At 57.8% G+C, this 18,215-nt stretch carries 19 protein-coding genes; 15 read left to right on the forward strand and 4 right to left on the reverse strand.

Annotated elements, in window-relative coordinates:
* Positions 1 to 11 precede the first annotated feature (11 nt).
* The 4 genes from EO133_RS00695 to EO133_RS00710 all read left to right on the forward strand — a co-directional run bounded on the left by EO133_RS00695 (position 12) and on the right by EO133_RS00710 (position 4,715).
* Complete coding sequence (locus tag EO133_RS00695; protein WP_127070671.1) at positions 12 to 1,658, forward strand: heparinase II/III family protein; 1,647 nt, start codon at positions 12 to 14, stop codon at positions 1,656 to 1,658.
* A 92-nt stretch (positions 1,659 to 1,750) separates the two neighbouring features.
* Positions 1,751 to 3,343, forward strand: coding sequence for a bifunctional phosphoribosylaminoimidazolecarboxamide formyltransferase/IMP cyclohydrolase (purH, locus tag EO133_RS00700; protein WP_127070672.1), 1,593 nt, complete (start codon positions 1,751 to 1,753; stop codon positions 3,341 to 3,343).
* An 86-nt stretch (positions 3,344 to 3,429) separates the two neighbouring features.
* Entirely contained in the window at positions 3,430 to 4,401 is a 972-nt protein-coding gene (locus EO133_RS00705; protein ID WP_127070673.1) for a sodium-dependent bicarbonate transport family permease, read from the forward strand.
* Positions 4,398 to 4,715, forward strand: a complete 318-nt coding sequence (locus tag EO133_RS00710) for a P-II family nitrogen regulator (RefSeq protein WP_127070674.1) — start codon at positions 4,398 to 4,400, stop codon at positions 4,713 to 4,715. The genes EO133_RS00705 and EO133_RS00710 overlap by 4 nt, the downstream gene beginning before the upstream one ends.
* 168 nt (positions 4,716 to 4,883) lie before the next feature.
* On the opposite strand, the gene katG is transcribed toward EO133_RS00710, so the two are convergent.
* Complete coding sequence (katG, locus tag EO133_RS00715) at positions 4,884 to 7,073, reverse strand: catalase/peroxidase HPI (protein ID WP_127070675.1); 2,190 nt, start codon at positions 7,071 to 7,073, stop codon at positions 4,884 to 4,886.
* Between the two features lie 263 nt (positions 7,074 to 7,336).
* Positions 7,337 to 8,047, reverse strand: a complete 711-nt coding sequence (gene deoD, locus EO133_RS00720) for a purine-nucleoside phosphorylase (protein WP_127070676.1) — start codon at positions 8,045 to 8,047, stop codon at positions 7,337 to 7,339.
* A gap of 189 nt (positions 8,048 to 8,236) precedes the next feature.
* Here deoD and leuD point away from each other — a divergent pair, with 189 nt between their 5' ends.
* Genes leuD through leuB form a run of 4 tightly spaced genes read left to right on the forward strand, consistent with a single transcriptional unit; the run spans position 8,237 to position 10,786 of the window.
* On the forward strand, positions 8,237 to 8,842 hold the full coding sequence (gene leuD, locus EO133_RS00725; protein WP_127070677.1) for a 3-isopropylmalate dehydratase small subunit: 606 nt from the start codon (positions 8,237 to 8,239) through the stop codon (positions 8,840 to 8,842).
* 7 nt (positions 8,843 to 8,849) lie between these two features.
* The gene (locus EO133_RS00730; protein ID WP_127070678.1) at positions 8,850 to 9,278 is read left to right on the forward strand and encodes a GNAT family N-acetyltransferase; all 429 of its coding nucleotides are present in this window, start codon (positions 8,850 to 8,852) and stop codon (positions 9,276 to 9,278) included.
* A gap of 5 nt (positions 9,279 to 9,283) precedes the next feature.
* Positions 9,284 to 9,673, forward strand: coding sequence for a RidA family protein (locus EO133_RS00735; protein WP_127070679.1), 390 nt, complete (start codon positions 9,284 to 9,286; stop codon positions 9,671 to 9,673).
* Between the two features lie 15 nt (positions 9,674 to 9,688).
* Positions 9,689 to 10,786, forward strand: a complete 1,098-nt coding sequence (gene leuB / locus EO133_RS00740) for a 3-isopropylmalate dehydrogenase (protein WP_127070680.1) — start codon at positions 9,689 to 9,691, stop codon at positions 10,784 to 10,786.
* 44 nt (positions 10,787 to 10,830) lie between these two features.
* On the opposite strand, the gene EO133_RS00745 is transcribed toward leuB, so the two are convergent.
* A complete protein-coding gene (locus EO133_RS00745) occupies positions 10,831 to 11,829 on the reverse strand; it encodes an LLM class flavin-dependent oxidoreductase (RefSeq protein WP_127070681.1) in 999 nt (332 codons plus the stop codon).
* Positions 11,830 to 11,977: 148 nt separating this feature from the next.
* Between EO133_RS00745 and EO133_RS00750 the strand changes: the two genes are divergently transcribed.
* The 5 genes from EO133_RS00750 to EO133_RS00770 all read left to right on the forward strand — a co-directional run bounded on the left by EO133_RS00750 (position 11,978) and on the right by EO133_RS00770 (position 15,950).
* A complete protein-coding gene (locus EO133_RS00750; RefSeq protein WP_164734817.1) occupies positions 11,978 to 12,550 on the forward strand; it encodes an acyloxyacyl hydrolase in 573 nt (190 codons plus the stop codon).
* Positions 12,551 to 12,728: 178 nt separating this feature from the next.
* Positions 12,729 to 13,250, forward strand: coding sequence for a fasciclin domain-containing protein (locus EO133_RS00755; protein WP_371870910.1), 522 nt, complete (start codon positions 12,729 to 12,731; stop codon positions 13,248 to 13,250).
* A gap of 370 nt (positions 13,251 to 13,620) precedes the next feature.
* A complete protein-coding gene (locus EO133_RS00760; RefSeq protein WP_127070683.1) occupies positions 13,621 to 14,664 on the forward strand; it encodes an aspartate-semialdehyde dehydrogenase in 1,044 nt (347 codons plus the stop codon).
* On the forward strand, positions 14,664 to 14,972 hold the full coding sequence (locus EO133_RS00765) for a YciI family protein (protein ID WP_127070684.1): 309 nt from the start codon (positions 14,664 to 14,666) through the stop codon (positions 14,970 to 14,972). The genes EO133_RS00760 and EO133_RS00765 overlap by 1 nt, the downstream gene beginning before the upstream one ends.
* A gap of 93 nt (positions 14,973 to 15,065) precedes the next feature.
* Complete coding sequence (locus EO133_RS00770) at positions 15,066 to 15,950, forward strand: EamA family transporter (RefSeq protein WP_127070685.1); 885 nt, start codon at positions 15,066 to 15,068, stop codon at positions 15,948 to 15,950.
* Here EO133_RS00770 and EO133_RS00775 read toward each other — a convergent pair.
* Entirely contained in the window at positions 15,947 to 16,606 is a 660-nt protein-coding gene (locus EO133_RS00775; protein WP_127070686.1) for a carbonic anhydrase, read from the reverse strand. The genes EO133_RS00770 and EO133_RS00775 overlap by 4 nt on opposite strands.
* 127 nt (positions 16,607 to 16,733) lie before the next feature.
* Between EO133_RS00775 and EO133_RS00780 the strand changes: the two genes are divergently transcribed.
* Positions 16,734 to 16,940: a DUF1737 domain-containing protein gene (locus tag EO133_RS00780; protein ID WP_127070726.1), complete on the forward strand. Its 207-nt coding sequence runs from the start codon at positions 16,734 to 16,736 to the stop codon at positions 16,938 to 16,940.
* A gap of 120 nt (positions 16,941 to 17,060) precedes the next feature.
* Complete coding sequence (locus tag EO133_RS00785) at positions 17,061 to 18,212, forward strand: MlaE family ABC transporter permease (protein ID WP_127070687.1); 1,152 nt, start codon at positions 17,061 to 17,063, stop codon at positions 18,210 to 18,212.
* Positions 18,213 to 18,215: the final 3 nt, after the last annotated feature.

The raw sequence follows: 18,215 nt of genomic DNA on the forward strand, positions 1-18,215 counted from the left end.
GGGACCCCTTTGTGTTTGAAGTTCTGCGTTTTGTGCTGCGGCGGGCAGCCCTGTCCGTTGCAGACCGGGCTGTAACAAGCCCGCTTTTTTCCTGGACGTGGTCGGGCGGATCCAAACAGGGTTTTACCGCAAGGCTAACCGATTTCAGGGCCACCGATAGCCAGACGGTCATCGAAATGATGAACGGACAATATCTTTTGGCCGGTCGGGTTATCGATACCGAAGGGGTTTCGCCATTTGCCGTTGAAACCGATGCCCAGGACTGGCTGACCGATCTGCATAGCTTCGGCTGGCTACGCCATTTCCGCGACTTGCGTGACCCCGGTCAGCGGCGATTTGCGCGTACGCTGGTGCTCGACTGGATCGGGCGCTATGGCGATTTCGAGCGCGATGCCTGGGACGTTTTTGTCACCGCGCGACGCGTGCTCAACTGGCTCAAGCTTTATGCGCTCCTGACCGAGGATGCGGGTGTCGATCAGGTGCGCGCAATTTCAGGTTCCCTTGCCATTCAGATCCAATCGCTCAAGCTCAGGGCACCGCTGGCGCGTGAACCTAATAGTGCGCTTATGGCGGCAATTGCGCTGGTTGGTGCCAGTCTTTGCGCCAACCAGGATGACGAAAAAGAGCTTTTCGAGCGCGTAAGCCAGCTTGAGCGTGAACTCAATGCTCAACTCGATGCCGACGGTCAGCATCGCTCGCGCAATCCCCATAGCCAGATTCAGCTTTTGAGCGAGCTGATTCCGGTCAACCAGCTTCTCAACCTGCGCCATGGCGATAAAGGCTCAGCGATTGCCCGTAAGGTGGAAGCCATGCACCGTGCGATGGACAGGCTGATACTGGGTACGAGCGAGCCGGGCTATTTCAATGGCTCGGGTCAAATTCCTGTCGAACTCGTCATTTCGATAGCTGCGCAATCGGGAATGCGCAGCACCGGATCGGGACTTTCGGGAGGGTACGGTATTCTCACTTCCGGAGACAGCAAGCTCGTTGCCGATAGCGGGTTGGTGCCCCCGATTGAATATTCATCCAGCGCTCATGCGGGTGGGCTGAGTTTTGAATTTGCCTGCGGGGGGGATCTGATTGCCGGCAATTGCGGACCGGCACCGGCGCAATTGCCCGAAAGCCAGATCCTTTTCCGCCATTCCTCAGCCCATAGTGCTCCCACCATCGATGATGTTTCAAGCGCCAGGATCGGGGGGCAGGGCATTTTGAGCGACAGGCTTCGGCCTGCAGGGTCGCCGCCCCAGATCGTCTATCTCGCAGAAGAAAATACCATCGATCTGCGTTGTCACGCTTACAGGGCACGCTACGGCCTCGATATTGTTCGGCGGTTAACGCTCATGAGCGCCGGGCAGACGCTTGTAGGGCAGGACAGCTTTGTTGCTGCGAGCAAAAGGGCCGGACGGGAAGGGGATTTTTCAATTCGTTTTCATCTGGCGCCAGGCGTGGCGCTAGAGCGCTCCGATGCAGAAGACCTTATCGTCATGCGGTTTCGCAGCGGGCGGAACTGGGCCTTTATTTGGGAGGGTGCGCATGCCGAGATCGAAGAAAGCGTCCGCCATTCGGCTCATTTCGGGCTTTTGCGCACCCGCCAGATCGTTTTGTCGGGCGTTGCAAGGGCCGGTCACGAGATTGCCTGGGTCTTCACCCGGCAATAGAACCGGGCTTTGTGGCTTTCAAGCGGTTCCCATTGCTGGCGATCCGTGGTAGCGAGCCGCCAAATCGCAGTATCTGCAACAGGACATGAGATATGGCTCAGCCCACTTCCTCCCGGATCAAGCGCGCATTGCTGTCGGTTTCCGACAAGACAGGGATCGTCGAATTTGCAACTGCGCTTTCTGCGCTTGGCATTGAAATCATCTCGACCGGCGGCACCCGCAAGGCGCTTGAGGAAGCGGGGATTCCGGTCATCGATGTTTCGGAAGTCACCGGCTTTCCCGAAATCATGGACGGCCGCGTAAAGACCCTTCACCCGAAGGTTCATGGGGGGCTGTTGGGCATTCGCGGCAACGAAGCGCATAAAAGCGCCATGCGCATACACGATATCAGTCCGATCGATCTGGTGGTGGTCAATCTCTACCCATTTGCCCAGACCGTTGCCGCTGGGGCAGACTACGCAACCGTGATCGAAAACATTGATATTGGCGGCCCGGCCATGATCCGGGCAGCAGCCAAGAACCACGGTGATGTCACCGTTATTGTTGACCCTGCCGATTACGCGCTGGTTCTTGGGCAGCTCAAGACCAATGGCGAGGTGGCCAATGCCGACAGGCAGAAGTTTGCCGCCAAGGCTTTTGCGCGTACCGCGGCCTATGATGCTTCGGTATCGAACTGGTTTGCCAAGGAATTGGAGAAGCCCGATCTGGAATGGCGTAGTTTTTCAGGACGGCTGCGCGAGGTGATGCGCTATGGCGAAAATCCCCATCAATGGGCAGCGTTTTATGCCGATGGCTCGAATCGGCCCGGCGTTGCCACTGCCCGGCAGGTTCAGGGCAAGACCCTCTCGTTCAACAATATCAACGATACCGACGCAGCCTTTGAGCTTGTCGCTGAATTCGATCCGGCCAAATCTGCTGCCGTTGCCATCATCAAGCACGCCAATCCTTGCGGGGTCGGGCAGGGCGAAACCCTGGTTGATGCCTATGAAGCGGCATTGCGTTGCGATCCGGTTTCGGCCTTTGGCGGTATTGTCGCCCTCAACCGTCCGCTCGATGCGGCGATTGCCGAGCAAATCGTCAAGCTCTTTACCGAGGTAATCATTGCGCCGGGCGCCAGCGATGAAGCACTGGCGATCATCGAAGCCAAAAAGAACCTGCGCCTTCTGTTGACCGACGGCCTGCCCGATGCGAAGGCGAGCGGAATGACGGTCCGGTCGGTGTCCGGCGGGCTTTTGGTGCAGACGCGCGACAATCGCAATGCCGATGATTGTGAACTCAAGGTTGTAACCAAGCGGCAGCCAACCGAAAAGGAACTAGCCGACCTGCTTGTTGCGGCCAAGGTCGCCAAGCATGTCAAATCCAATGCTATCGTTTACGTCAAGGATGGCGCGACGGTGGGAATCGGTGCGGGGCAGATGAGCCGGGTGGATTCGGCGCGCATCGCCCATTCCAAATCAAAGGACGCGGCCAAGGCCGCCAAGATCAAAGGTGCGTTGGCCGAAGGCTCGGTTGTGGCATCGGACGCCTTTTTCCCCTTCGCGGATGGACTTGAAGCTCTAATCGCGGCAGGCGCTACGGCTGTGATCCAGCCGGGGGGATCGATCCGCGATGAGGAGGTGGTTGCCGCCGCCGACAAGGCCGGTCTCGCGATGATCTTTACCGGCATGCGCCATTTCCGGCACTGATCGCGCCATCATCTTGCCCATAAGTGCAAACCCGCTATAAGCTTTTGTCAGATTGTGTGCTGGTAAGGGCTTGAGGGGTTCGATCTATGGCGGGGACACTGGGCGTTCTGTTTTCGCCAGTCATCCTGTTTTTCATCCTCGGCGCATTGGCCGCCTTTGCCCGATCCGATCTCACCATCCCCGAAGCTGTGGGGAAGGGCATTTCGCTTTATCTGATGGCGGCCATCGGCCTTAAGGGTGGAGTGGAAGTTGCTACGATCGGGTTCACGCTCGAAATGGTATTGGCAGGGCTTGCCGGTATCGCTCTGAGCTTTGTCCTGCCATTGCCCGCCTTTTTTCTGCTGACCCGGTTGGGAAAGCTCGACAAGGTCAATGCGGGTGCGGTCGCGGCCCATTATGGTTCGGTATCGGTTGTGACATTTGTCACAGGGGTTGAAGTTCTTACTGCAGGTGGCCTTCCGCCCGCGGGCTATATGGTGGCGGTTTTGGCGCTTATGGAAACGCCGGCCATCATCATGGGGCTGGTGCTTGCGCGCGGCAAAGCGGAATCGGCCGGTGGAAAGCACGGGCAGTCCGAGCTCCTGCGTGAAACCCTGCTTAACGGTTCGGTGGTTTTGCTGATGGGCAGTTTCATCATCGGCATCTTGATCGGGCGGGACGGGTTCGTTCAGATTGCGCCGGTTTTTGAAGCCGGGTTCCGGGGCATGCTGTGCCTGTTTCTGCTCGATCTCGGGCTTATCGCCGTCAGGCGCTTGCGCGAGGCGCGGTCATTGACTTTGCCGCTGGCCGGGCTTGCCATTTTCATTCCCCTAATCAATGGCACGATCGGTGCTGTTGTCGGGACGCTGATCGGGCTCGATCAGGGCTCGGCTTCCGCCCTTGCCATTCTCGCGGCCAGCGCCTCCTATATTGCGGTGCCTGCGGCCATGCGCCTTGCCTTGCCGCAGGCCGATCCGGGCCTTTATCTGGCCATGTCGCTTGCCGTGACCTTTCCATTTAATATCCTGATCGGCATTCCGCTTTATTCCGCCTTGGCACAAGGACTGTCCGGCCTATGAGCATTTCAGCGACCCAAAGGGTGAGGATCGAAATACTGGTGGATGCGCCGCTGGTGCGGCTTGTGGTGGCCACCGCCAAGGAAGCGGGGGTGACCGGCTATACGCTTGTGCGCGCGCTCGGTGGCGAAGGCGCCGGCGGGGCTTGGCGCGAAGATCGGGTAACAGGGGCGGCTGACACCAAGATGATCTTTCTTTCGGTCACAACCACTGAGGTTGCCGATCAACTTGTCGAGGCCTTCACGCCCCTGCTCGATAGCCACAGGCTTATCGTCTGGCGTTCCATGGTCGAGGTCATACGCTCGGAAAAATTCTGATCGTTTTACAGAAAAACCCGCGCCAGCCTTGTCTGACGCGGGTTGCTGTTTTCAGTGCATCGCTTGGATTAGAACCACTGTTTTGATTGAATCAGGACAGTGGTTCTAAGTCTTTTGTTGTCGCGCTTCCGAACAGAATAAGTGGTTTCCACTTATTCTCGAAGCACTCTATTGCAGATCGAAACGATCCGCGTTCATCACCTTGGTCCATGCGGCGACAAAGTCATGGACGAACTTTTCCTTGTTGTCGTCCTGGGCATAGACTTCGGCATAGGCGCGCAGGATCGAGTTGGACCCAAAGACCAGATCGACCCGTGTAGCGGTCCAGCGGACCTTGTCAGACTTGCGTTCGCGGATTTCGTAGCTGTTTTTGCCCGTTGGGTGCCAGCTATAATCCATGTCAGTCAGGTTGACGAAAAAGTCCGTCGTCAAGGCGCCGGGCCGGTCGGTAAAGACGCCATGTCCCGCCCCCCCAAAATTGGTTCCAAGCACGCGCATGCCGCCCAGAAGCACTGTCATTTCCGGTCCAGACAGCCCCATCAATTGTGCCCGGTCGAGCAGGAGCTCTTCGGGGCTGACCACGTAATCCTTCTGGACGTAGTTGCGGAACCCGTCATGGATGGGCTCCAGGACCTTGAATGAATCGGCGTCGGTCATTTCATCGGTGGCATCGCCGCGTCCGGCAGCAAATGGTACTTCGATCTCAAAGCCAGCTTCCTTTGCCGCCTTTTCGATCCCGACATTGCCGGCCAGAACGATGATGTCGGCAAGACTCGCGCCGAATTCGGCTGCAATCGGCTCGAGAACCGAGAGCACCTTGTTGAGACGGGCGGGCTCGTTGGCTTCCCAATCCTTTTGCGGTGCCAGCCGGATACGGGCGCCATTGGCACCGCCGCGCAGGTCCGAACCCCGGAAGGTGCGGGCACTGTCCCATGCGGTCGCCACCAGTTCGGCAACCGAAAGACCGCTGGCAGCGATTTTTGCCTTGGCCGCGCCGATGTCGTAATTGATCGGCCCGACGGGAATGGGGTCCTGCCAGACGAGATCTTCCTTGGGAGCGTCGGGGCCGATATAGCGCACGCGCGGTCCCATATCGCGGTGGGTCAGCTTGAACCAAGCCCGTGCGAAGGTGTCCTTGAAATATTGCGGATCGGCCATGAACTTCTCGCAGATCGCGCGATAGGCGGGATCGACCTTCATGGCCATATCCGCGTCGGTCATCATGGGCATGCGACGCACTGACGGATCGGTGGCATCGACCGGCATATCCTCTTCCCGGATGCCGATCGGCTGATACTGATGCGCGCCGGCTGGGCTCTTTGTTAGCTCCCATTCATAGCCGAACAGCAGATCGAAATAGCCCATGTCAAAGACAGTCGGATTGGTAGTCCATGCGCCTTCGATCCCCGAGGTGACGGCATTGGTTGCCTTGCCGTCGAGATTCTTGTTGAGCCAGCCAAATCCCTGGCCTTCGAGATCCTGTCCCTCGGGTTCGGCGCCCAGAAGCGTTGCGTCGCCGTTGCCATGAGCCTTGCCCACGGTGTGGCCACCGGCTGCCAGCGCTGCGGTTTCTTCATCGTTCATGGCCATGCGCGCAAAGGTTTCGCGCACTTGTGCTGCTGTTTTGAGCGGGTCGGGCGCGCCGTTGACGCCTTCGGGGTTGACGTAGATCAGGCCCATCTGCACGGCAGCGAGCGGGTTTTCCATGGTTTCGGGCTTGGCAACATCGTCGTAACGGTTGTCGGAAGGTGCAAGCCATTCCTTTTCAGCGCCCCAATAGGTGTCCTTTTCTGGGTGCCAGATGTCTTCGCGGCCAAAGGCAAAACCATAGGTCTTGAGCCCGAAAGATTCATAGGCAATCGTGCCGGCGAGAACGATCAGGTCGGCCCAGGAAATCTTGTTGCCGTATTTCTTCTTGATCGGCCACAACAGGCGGCGGGCCTTGTCGAGATTGCCATTATCGGGCCAGGAATTGAGCGGGGCGAACCGTATGTTGCCGGTGCCGCCGCCACCGCGCCCGTCGGCCAGGCGGTAGGAGCCTGCCGAGTGCCAGGACAGGCGAATCATCAGCCCGCCATAATGACCCCAGTCCGCCGGCCACCAATCCTGGCTTTCCGTGAGCAGGGCCTTCAGGTCCGCCTTGAGCTGCGCGAAATCGAGCGTCTTGACCGCTTCGCGATAGTTGAAACCCTTGAGTGGGTTGGTCTTGGTGTCGTGCTGGTGGAGAATGTCGAGATTGAGCGCTTTGGGCCACCAGGCCATAACCGTGCCACCCGATGCGGTGTTGCTGCCATGCATGACCGGGCACTTTGCTGCGCCTGCAGTCTTTTCCGATTGGTTGACGTCCAACGCTTCCATTTCCATCTCCTTGCATAACGGATGTCGTTTACGGGCCGGAACATGCGCGCTCAGCGAATGGCAGGTGTGTGAGGGTTGCAAAGCGCACCGGCACCCCAATATGGGCCCAGTTTATAACCGTTCTTAGAATAATTTTAATTCGCATTTTCCGATCAATGCGATAAGTTAAAATTATAATTCGCTTTGGCGCGCGATTAAAGGCTTTGCGGGCTGGTGCCTAGCCCGCAATCCCAATGCGAAAACTCATCAAAGTTGATAAGCGTTCAGCCTCCGGTCGCCACACTCAGGGCAATTTCAACCATGTCATTGAGCGAAGACTGGCGCGCTTCCGAATCGATTTCTTCGCCGGTGATCAGGCAATCGGTCATGGTGCAGATGGTCAGGGCCTTGGCGCCAAAACGTGCCGCGAGCGTATAGACCGTTGCCGCTTCCATCTCGACGCCCAGGACGCCGTGATCGATCAGCGCCTTATAGGCTTCAAGTCCAGAGGGATGGTAGAAAATATCTGAAGAGACGATGCCGCCCACATGGACCGGCAGGCCTTTTGCCTCTGCTGCCTCGACCGCCGCACGCAGCAGGTCGAAATCGGCAACCGGGGCATAATTGTAATTGCCGAAGGCGCCCTTGACGATCACGGAATCGGTCGACGCGGCCGCGCCGATCACGACATCGCGGACCTTGACCTTGGTGTTGAGCCCGCCACAGGTGCCAACCCGGATCAGGGTCTTGACCCCATAGGTGTTTAAAAGCTCGTGGCAATAGATGGCGGTTGAGGGTTGTCCCATGCCGGTCGCCTGCACCGAGACGCGCTTGCCGTTCCATGTGCCTGTAAAGCCGAGGCAATTGCGCACTGAATTGACGCAAATGGCTTCGCTGAGAAACGTCTCGGCAATCCATTTGGCACGCAGGGGGTCGCCGGGAAGCAAAACGGCTTCAGCGTAATCGCCGGGCTTGGCGTGGTTATGCGGCGTCATCTTTTACCTCTTGGTCAAATCCTTGCGCTTTTGACCATAAGGGAGAGTTTGGTTCGGGCGCAATGGCCAGATTTCATGGTTTCTGGCGCTTCCCTTTCGGCAATTGTTCGATTAGACAGCAAGCCAGCAGATTTATTCATCGTACCTTGGGTTGGTTTTTTTGCCGACCGTAATGGGGAGTTTGGCGACATGGAAAAATTCACGACATTGACGGGTGTGGCCGCACCCATGCCGATCATCAATATCGACACCGATATGATCATCCCCAAGCAGTATCTGAAAACCATCAAGCGGACCGGGCTCGGTTCGGCGCTGTTTTCGGAAATGCGCTATAATGAAGACGGCAGCGAGAAAGATGATTTCGTTCTCAACAAGCCCGCCTATCGCGATGCCAAGATCATCATTGCCGGGGATAATTTCGGTTGCGGATCCTCGCGCGAACACGCGCCTTGGGCGCTTCTCGATTTCGGTGTCCGCTGCGTGATCTCGACCAGCTTTGCCGATATTTTCTACAATAACTGCTTTAAAAACGGCATCCTGCCCATTGTCGTTACACCCGAGCAGCTCGAAATGCTGCTCGACGATGCCGAACGCGGCTCGAACGCCACCCTGACTGTCGATCTTGAGGCCCAGACCATTTCCGGTCCCGATGGCGGTTCAATCGCATTTGAGATCGACCCCTCGCGCAAGCAGGTGCTGCTCGAAGGGCTCGACGACATCGCAATGACACTCAAGAGCGACGCGGTGATTGGCGGCTTCGAGGGCAAAATGGCCGAAAACCGCCCCTGGGTGTAAGGGCGAGATGGTTGAGATAAACTACGAATCGGAACTGCAGCCTGAGAGCCGCGCCGGAATCCTCGATGGCCTCGTGGCATTCAATCGGAGCCAGACGCCCGAATTTACCGGTGTGCTTAAAAACATCGGTCTGACGCTTACTGACCCCGAAACTGGTAAGGTCGACGGAGGCCTGACCGGTCGCATCGGTTTTGGACGATTATTTGTCGAACTGCTCTTTGTTCCCGAGCGCTTGCGTGGACAGGGTGTAGGAAGGCAGCTTATGGAGCGGGCCGAGGCTGTTGCGCGCGAATATGGCTGCAACGGCGTCTGGCTGGATACGTTCAGCTTCCAGGCCCCCGATTTTTACGCAACGCTAGGTTACACCATTTTCGGAGAACTGGCTGATTACCCACCCGGCCACCGCCGGTACTTCCTGCACAAATCCTTGAGTTGATTGCCATGGTTCGACGCATTTCTTCAGGTTCGCCCTTTGAGGCGCGTATCGGTTATTCCCGCGCGGTCGTTGACCGGGACATGGTCTATGTCTCGGGCACGACGGGCTATGATTATGCGACGATGACCATGCCCGAAGACGCTGGTGCGCAGGCGCGCAATGCACTGGCCGCCATTGAAAATGCGCTCGAACAAGCCGGTGCGTCGATCAGGGATGTGGTGCGGGTGGTCTATTATGTGACCGATGCGGCGTTCGTCGATGATGTGGTTGAGGCGGTTGGGACCGTATTCGGCGATGTCCGCCCGGCAGCGACAATGGTTCTTTGCGGCCTGATCAAGCCCGAAATGAAAATCGAAATCGAAGTCACCGCCCGGATCGGGGCGGGGGCAAATTAAAATAAGGAAGCCAACATGGCCCAGCATAAACTCTTCCTTCTGCCCGGCGATGGCATCGGCACCGAAATCATGGCCGAGGTCGAAAAGCTCATCGCGCATCTCAACAATACCGGCGCGACCGATTTTGCGACCGAGTCCGGGCTTGTGGGCGGGTCCGCCTATGATGTGCACGGGGCGGCAATTTCCGAAGAGGATATGGAAAAGGCACTGGCAAGCGACGCTGTGATCTTTGGTGCAGTGGGTGGACCAAAATGGGATAATGTGCCCTATGAGGCGCGGCCCGAAGCTGGTCTTTTGCGCCTGCGCAAGGATCTGGGGCTGTTTGCAAATCTGCGCCCTGCCATTTGCTATCGCGCGCTGGCCCAGGCCTCATCGCTCAAGCCCGAACTGGTCGAAGGGCTCGATATCCTGATCGTGCGCGAATTGACCGGCGGGGTCTATTTCGGTGAGCCCAAGGAAATTACCGAGCTTGGCAATGGGCAAAAGCGCGCCGTCGATACCCAGGTCTATGAAAGCTATGAGATCGACCGCATCGCGCGTGTTGCCTTTGACCTCGCGATGACCCGCGGCAAAAAAGTGCATTCGGCCGACAAGAAGAACGTCATGAAGTCCGGGGTTCTCTGGGACGAAGTGGTCAGGCAGGCGGCTTCCGACTACCCGGAGATCGAGTTGCAGCATATCCTTGCAGATAATGCCGCTATGCAGCTTGTGCGCACACCAAAGCAGTTCGACGTGATGGTCACGGACAATCTTTTCGGCGACATCCTCTCGGACGTCGCTGCCATGCTCACCGGGTCACTGGGCATGCTGCCATCGGCCTCGCTTGGCGCACCCGATCCCCAGACCGGCAAGCGCAAGGCCATGTATGAACCGGTGCATGGCTCGGCTCCCGATATTGCTGGCAAAGCTATTGCAAACCCGATCGCCATGATTGCAAGTTTTGCCATGGCGCTGCGCTATTCGTTCGATATGATTGAGCTTGCCGACAAGGTTGAAAAGGCGATTTCCGACGTGCTCGATGACGGCTTGCGCACTGGCGACATCATGCAGACCGGCTGCCGTCAGGTGACGACAAGCGAGATGGGCGACGCGATCATCGCCAAGCTCCAGTAAGCACAATTTTGAAAGGGCCGGATTTTCCGGCCCTTTTTCAGAGCCTACAAGCCCCAGGCTTGCGCGACCAACCGATAGCTTTCCAGCCGCTTGTCGTAATCGTGGATCGTGGTTGAAATCATCACCTCATCCGCGCCGGACTTATGGGCCTTTTCCTCGATTTTGGCCCTGACCGTTTCCGGGCTGCCCACGAGCCAGAGGTTGGACTGGCTGGAAACGAAAGCGCGCTCCTCTTCGGTCCAGGGATAAGCATCGGCCTCCTGGGGTGTTGCGATCTTTTGCGGATTGTTCTGCCGCAGGCGCAGCCAGGTCAGTTCCATCGATTTGGCAAGGTGTTGTGCCTCCGCGTCGGTTGGCGCGCAGATAATGGCAAGGCAAAGGATCGCATGGGGTGCAGCGAACTGATCTGAAGGCCGGAAGGTGCGGCGGTAGGCGTCAAAGGCCGGTCCCGCCGGCGTTGCCGAGAAATGCGCCGCAAAGGCATAGCCAAGTCCATATTGGCCCGCCATTTGCGCCGAGGCGCCCGACGATCCCAGAAGCCAGATTGGGGGCAGAGCGATTTCACCGGGTACGACCGCAACCTTGGCAAAGGGATGATCGTCCGGGAAACTGCCGCGCTCGAAAGCTAGCATCTCAGCGAAATTTTCGGGGAATTGTTCGCCGCCAAATGAGCGAAGAGCCTGCAGGGTCCGCCCGTCCGAACCCCCGGCGCGCCCGATGCCCAGATCGATGCGGTCAGGATAAAGCCCTTCAAGCGTGCGATAGGTTTCAACGACGCGCAAAGGCACATGATTGGGTAGCATCACGCCCCCCGCGCCAATGCGGATTTTCTGGGTTCTGGCCGCCGCGTGGGCGATCAGTATGTCGGGGGCCGAGGACGCAATCGAGGCCATGCCGTGATGTTCGGCATACCAAAGGCGCGTATATCCCAGCGCTTCGCCCAATTGGGCAAGGCGTGTTGTCTGGTTAAGCGCTTGGCGGGCGTCAAAGCCCTGGGAAATGGGGGCAAGATCCTGAATGGACAGAGGAATGGTGCGTGTCATGGGCGCTTATGTGGTGTCTAGCCGGGGCCGCGGCAAGCGGAACACAAAGGGAAAAACGCTTTGCTCCGAGATTGACAAATGCAACGGGCTGGGGCTGATTGCCGTTCTGGTTGATATTTGCCAAAGCGTATTTTTGAGTCCGGTTTTCATGACCCCCCGTCTTGCCCCATTTTGTCTGAGTCTTGTTATCGGCTTGAGCGCGATGCCCACAGGCGTTGCGGCGCAGGGCCTCGAACTCGATGAATTGCGGGCCGGGGTGTTTTACCACAGCGCCTATGGCGGCTTTCTGCCCACCGGCAACAATTGGGATTTTGCCCGCTTCGAGGACATCAAGTTCGCCGCGCTTTTTGCCTCGCCCGACATAGAGGCCTTTCACTGGATCGGGTCTCCGCGGATCGAAGTGGGGACAACGCTCAATCTGCAGGGGCGGGAAAATCTCATCCACGCCAACCTCAATTGGCAGATCGGGCTTTTCGATACCCCGCTTTATCTGGAGGTTGGCTTTGGCGCAGCACTGACCGATGGGGCGCTTGACGGTGCTGCCCGTCCCGCACGCAACATGGGTTGTCCGCTCAATTTCTATGATGCCTTCGGTATCGGCGCGCATATCAACGAAACGACCACCGTCACCTTGCGCTACGAACATATTTCCAATCTGGAAATCTGCTCGCCCAATGATGGACTTTCCAATGTCGGCGTCATGGTCGGGGTGAAGTTCTGATCGCTCATCACGCCCATGTGATGGCGTGCGACGAAACTTCCGCTGATTGCTCTCCGTACCTTTCTGGTCACTGCCCGAATTACCGGGCCAAACCGTTCTTGAAAGGTTCCAAAGGGGACACATCATGTTTAACCGCTTTATGAAATCCGGCCTTGTCGCACTTTCTGTTTCGCTGGGCATGGGCCTTGCCACCGTTCCGCTAACCAATGCGCAGGAAATGAGCGTGATGGTGGGTGGGGCTCCCATGCTGCCGTCGCAGAACATCATTGAAAACGCCGTCAACTCGCGCGACCACACGACGCTTGTGGCTGCCGTCCAGGCAGCCGGGCTGGTCGATACATTATCCGGGCCAGGACCGTTTACCGTTTTTGCGCCCACCAATCGCGCCTTCGGCCAGTTGCCTGCCGGGACCGTTGAAACCCTGCTTGAGCCAGGCAATATCGAGATGCTGCAAAAGGTTTTGACAGCGCATGTGCTGGCCGGCAAGTATTCTGCTGCCGATCTGGTTGAGCGCGCGGAAGCCGCAGGCGGCGCTTTTGCACTGACCACGGTCAGCGGCGACACGCTAGGCTTCCAGATTATCGGCGGTGCGCTTTATGTCATTGACGAAAATCGCGGCGCAGCCAGGGTAACGATTGCGGACGTTAACCAGTCCAATGGCGTTATTCATGTCGTCAATTCAGTGCTTGTGCCTAATTGAACCAGGCGCGGCCTGATATTTGAAAATTGTGGCCCTGCCCCTCTGTGGCAGGGCCTTTTTGTGTGCCCAAAGGGCTTGCGAGCGGAACGCGATAGGCTCTTGGCAATTGACTATTTTACCAGAGCGCGTAAGAAACGGGGCCAAACGCGGAGCCAAGGTTGCAAGATGGGTCATCTGACCGGATCATCGCTGAAACGAATGGCAGGTGCCACAGCACCGGCCACAATGGCATGCGCAGTTAAAACCACCACCAAAACCGCTTAAAGCGCATCTTCCCGGGCCGGACCTCCCCGCGGGGAGGGCGAGCAAGCAAAATGGCCGCGGATTGGATATATCCGGTGCGGGGGGTGGGGTAAAAAGGACAGATTTGATGGGTTACAAAGTTGCAGTCGTCGGAGCCACGGGCAATGTGGGCCGCGAAATGTTCGAGATTCTTGCCGAGCGCAATTTCCCGGTTTCCGAGGTCGTTGCTTTGGCGTCCTCCCGCTCGGTCGGGCGCGAGATCAGCTTTGGCGACAAGGTGCTCAAGTGCAAAAATCTCGATGACTACGACTTTACCGGCACCGATTTCGTGCTGATGAGCGCAGGTGGGGATATTTCCAAGGCCTGGGCTGCAAAGATCGGGGCCACCGGCGCCATTGTCATCGATAATTCTTCGGCCTTCCGCTATCACGAAGACGTTCCGCTCATCGTGCCGGAAGTCAATGCGCATGTCCTCGATGCCTATATGGCCAGGAACGATCGCAAGAACATCATTGCCAATCCCAATTGCTCGACGGCCCAACTTGTCGTGGCACTCAAGCCGCTCCATGATCTCGCCAAGCTCAAGCGTATCGTGGTTTCCACCTATCAGTCTGTTTCCGGCGGCGGCAAGGATGCAATGGACGAACTCTGGAATCAGACCAAGGGCATTTTCGTCAACGATTCTCCGACGCCAAACAAGTTCCCCAAGCAGATCGCCTTCAACGTCATTCCTCATATCGATGTCTTTATGGAAGACGGCTACACCAAGGAGGAGTGGAAGGTTCTGGCCGAAACCAAGAAGATCCTCGATCCCAAGATCAAGGTGAGCTGCACGGCTGTGCGCGTGCCGGTTTTTGTCGGCCATTCCGAAGCGGTCAATATGGAGTTTGAAAACCCCATTACCCCCGACGAGGCTCGGGAAGCGCTGCGCAATGCACCGGGCATCATGGTTGTCGATAAGCGCGAGGCGGGCGGCTATATCACCCCCGTCGAAGCCAAGGGCGATGATGCAACCTTTGTTTCGCGCATTCGCGAGGATGTGACGGTTGAAAACGGGCTGGCCATGTGGGTTGTCTCGGACAATCTGCGGAAAGGCGCCGCACTCAATACCATCCAGATTGCCGAGGCGCTTGTTGAGCGCGGCCTCGTACAGCCACGGGTTGCCGCATAATGCGTTGGGTTGCGTTGTTTGAAGACAAGGCCGACGGTGGCGATATCCGCGCGCGGTTTCTCGACGCTCATCAGGCCTATTTGCGCGCCAACAAAGGCAAGATTGTTCTGGCCGGGGCCATGCGGCCCCAGCCGGATGGCAAGCCGGTCGGCGGGCTTTGGGTTTTTGAAGCTGAAACCAGGCAGGAAGTCGAAGACATTATCGGCCACGATCCCTTCTATCGTGAAGGGCTGCGGGCTGTGACCCGGATTTATGCCTGGGGCACGGCGCCGGGCTTTGATGATATGGTGATCGGGCCGAAAGACTGATTCCGGCAAAACGCTTTTTCGGGCAGGCGCTTTATTGTGCGGCTGTCCGATGATACACGGTTTTCACCTCTATTGCCCGCCCGGTAGTTTCCAATGCCCCTTCGCGATGTCCTCATCGCCCTTGTCGTCGTTTCGATCTGGGGCTTCAATTTTACCGTTATCAAGCTTTCGGTGGCCGAACTGCCGCCGCTGTTTGCCGCTGCGTTGCGTTTTTTCTTCGCGGCTGTGCCGGTGATCTTTTTCGTCGCCCGCCCCAAGGCGCCTTGGCGGCTTGTCATGGGTTATGGGCTGGCGATGGGATGCGCGCTTTACGCGCTTTTGAACATGGCGATTTACCTGGGTATGCCAGCTTCGCTTGCCTCGCTGGTGCTTCAGATTCAGGCCATGCTCACGATGGGGCTGGCCTTCTTCTTTCTGGGCGAAGTGCCCAGGAAATTGCAGCTTGTCGGGGCCGGTGTCGCGTTTTCCGGTATCGGCATTATTGCATTGGGCCACGGTGTCGGGGTCGAAATGATTCCGCTGCTGGTCACGCTTCTGGCGGCAGTGGCCTGGGCGATCGCCAATATCGTTTCCAAAAGGGCCGGCGCCATTCCGATGATCCCCTTTACCGTCTGGGGCAATTTTTTCGCATCCCTGCCGCTTTTTGCTCTCGCTTTTGCCTTTGAGGGCGGGCCTGCACTTGTCGGCTATGTTAGCCCGCCCAGTGTCAATGCCATCGTCCTGATTGCCTTTCTGGCCTATCCTGCAACGCTGTTTGGCTTTTCCATGTGGTCGGGCCTGCTGTCGCGCCATTCTGCAGCAACGGTCGCGCCTTTCACCCTGCTTGTGCCGATCGCCGGCATCACATCGGGCGTTCTGATCCTTGGCGAGCCGGTTTACACCATCGATATCATCGGCGGTGTGTTCATCATGGCAGGATTGGCGCTTACGGTCTTCAAGATCAAACCCAAGCAGACACCGGTCCAGCCGGGCGTCTAGCGCATTTGAATGCTTTCAAGATCGGGGCGTACGAAATCGCCGCTCTCCCCGTTCATGGTCCACAATTCGCCGCCGGAAATGTCGAACCAAGCGCCGTGTAGCGAAAGCTGGTTCTGATCGACGCGCTCCTTGACGAACGGAAAGCTCAGCAGGTTGCCGATGGACTGGCGGATGGCGATGCGTTCGAGCGCGGTCTGGCGTTCGGACGGGGTAAGCAAGTGGTTCGCTTCCACTTTATCTGCCACGTCCTTGACCATTGTCAGCCATTTGCCGATGAAATGACCTTCGGGGGCATGTCCGCCTGCGGTAGCCAGCGCACCGGTGATGCCGCCGCAGCGCCCGTGACCCATGACGATGATATGCGCGACCTTCAAATGAACGACAGCAAATTCTATGGCTGCCGAGGTGGCGTGGAACGTGCCGTCCGGTCCGAATGGCGGCACAAGATTTGCCACATTGCGCAAAACGAAAAGCTGGCCCGGCCCGCTATCGAAGATGGTTTCCGGTGCCGCCCGGCTGTCGCAGCAGGCAATCACCATTGTCGTCGGCTTCTGGCCATTTTCGGCCAGTTCGCGGTAACGGTCACGCTCGGCCGTATAGCGGCCGGACATGAAGTTCTTATAGCCCTCGATCAGAAAGGCGGGAAAGTCTTGCATCCGGTTCCCTTTTCGTCGCAGGTATGTGCGCGTTAGCGCTTACCGGCTAAGCGTCTCAAGATCAATCGCCTGTTTGGCATGGGTGGGGTGCGGAGCCGGAAACGCGGAGAATGGAGTGCTTTTGACGATGGTCATCTACAGGTTCCTGAGCGGGGACGATGATTCGGCTTTCTGCCACAAAGTTACAAAGGCCCTTTCGGAAGGGTGGCTGCTTTATGGCGAACCGCATTATGTTTTCGACGCGGCGGCCGGCAAGATGCGTTGCGGACAGGCGGTTACAAAAGAAGTCGCCGATCAGCCCTACGATCCTGACAGGAAACTTGTCGATTACTGAGCGGAATGTGACCTTGTTGCATCAGTTCGCCGCCGGTCTCGCTTGACCTTTGGCGGGGCGCCCTGCCATTGTGTGGAAAAATCGGTGGGCCGGAGCGCTCATTTTATTTGGGATCTGTGAGTGGATTTAGAGGCAGCGCAAGGCTCGGCCCGGATCAGACTGGAATCGGTCCAGAACGGGCTCGTGCTGCATGTCTCCGGGAACTGGACCAAGTCCGACGCCCGGGAGCTGGAAACAGAAACGGCAAAAGCGGTAAAGGCGGCCGGGACGCCAGCCTATGCGGTCTTCGATTTTTCCGGCCTTTCCACGCTTGATACGATCGGTGCGCTTCTCATCGTAAGGACAGAGCAGGCGCTCAAGGAAAAATCGGCAAAGACCGAATGGGTCAATCTCGACGCCAATAACGGTAAATTGCTCGAGCGTGCAAAAGATTTCCAAACTGTCGAACCTGCGCGCGTGAAAAAGGGGCCGGCGCTGTTGCGGCCCTTTGCAGCGCTTGGCACGGCCCTGTTTGCCATGCGCGACGACCTCTTCGGACTGATGGCCGTTCTGGGGCGGATATTGATCGCGGTACTGATGGTCGCAACGTTTCGGACGCGGTTGCGCTATCATGCTTTCGTCAACCAGTTCGAGCTTATCGTTCTGCGCGCCATTCCCATTGTGGCGCTGATCTCGATCGTTGTCGGCGCCATCATCACACAGCAATCGATCCTGCAATTGCGCAATTTCGGCGTTGCCATCTATGTGGTCGATCTTTCGGCCATCCTGATGCTGCGCGAAGTGGGGCTTTTGCTTGCCGCGATCATGATCGCGGGTCGGTCCGGTTCGGCAATAACGGCGGAAATCGGCTCGATGCGCATGCGCGAGGAACTCGATGCGCTCAATGTCATGGGCGTCGATCCTTACGTGGCGCTTGTGATGCCGCGCATTCTGGCGCTGCTTGTCGGCATGCCGCTTCTGGCTTTTATCGGTGCGGCGTCCGGGCTTGCGGGCACGGCAATCGTTTCGGTCATTTACGGGGAAATCCCACTTTCAATTTTTCTGGACCGGCTTCAGGCGGCGCTCACCCTGCAGAGCCTTATGGTGGGCATGATCAAGGCACCCTTCATGGCGCTGATTATTGGGCTTGTGGCCATCAATGAGGGCTTCAAGGTCAAAGGCAGCGCCGAGTCGCTGGGCCGGCGGACAACCGCTTCGGTCGTGCGCGCGATCTTTCTTGTGATTGTGGCCGATGGTGTCTTTGCCATGTTCTTTGCAGCGATCGGGTTTTAGGCC

The sequence above is a fragment of the Pelagibacterium lentulum genome (assembly GCF_003992625.1).
Lineage (GTDB): Bacteria > Pseudomonadota > Alphaproteobacteria > Rhizobiales > Devosiaceae > Pelagibacterium > Pelagibacterium lentulum.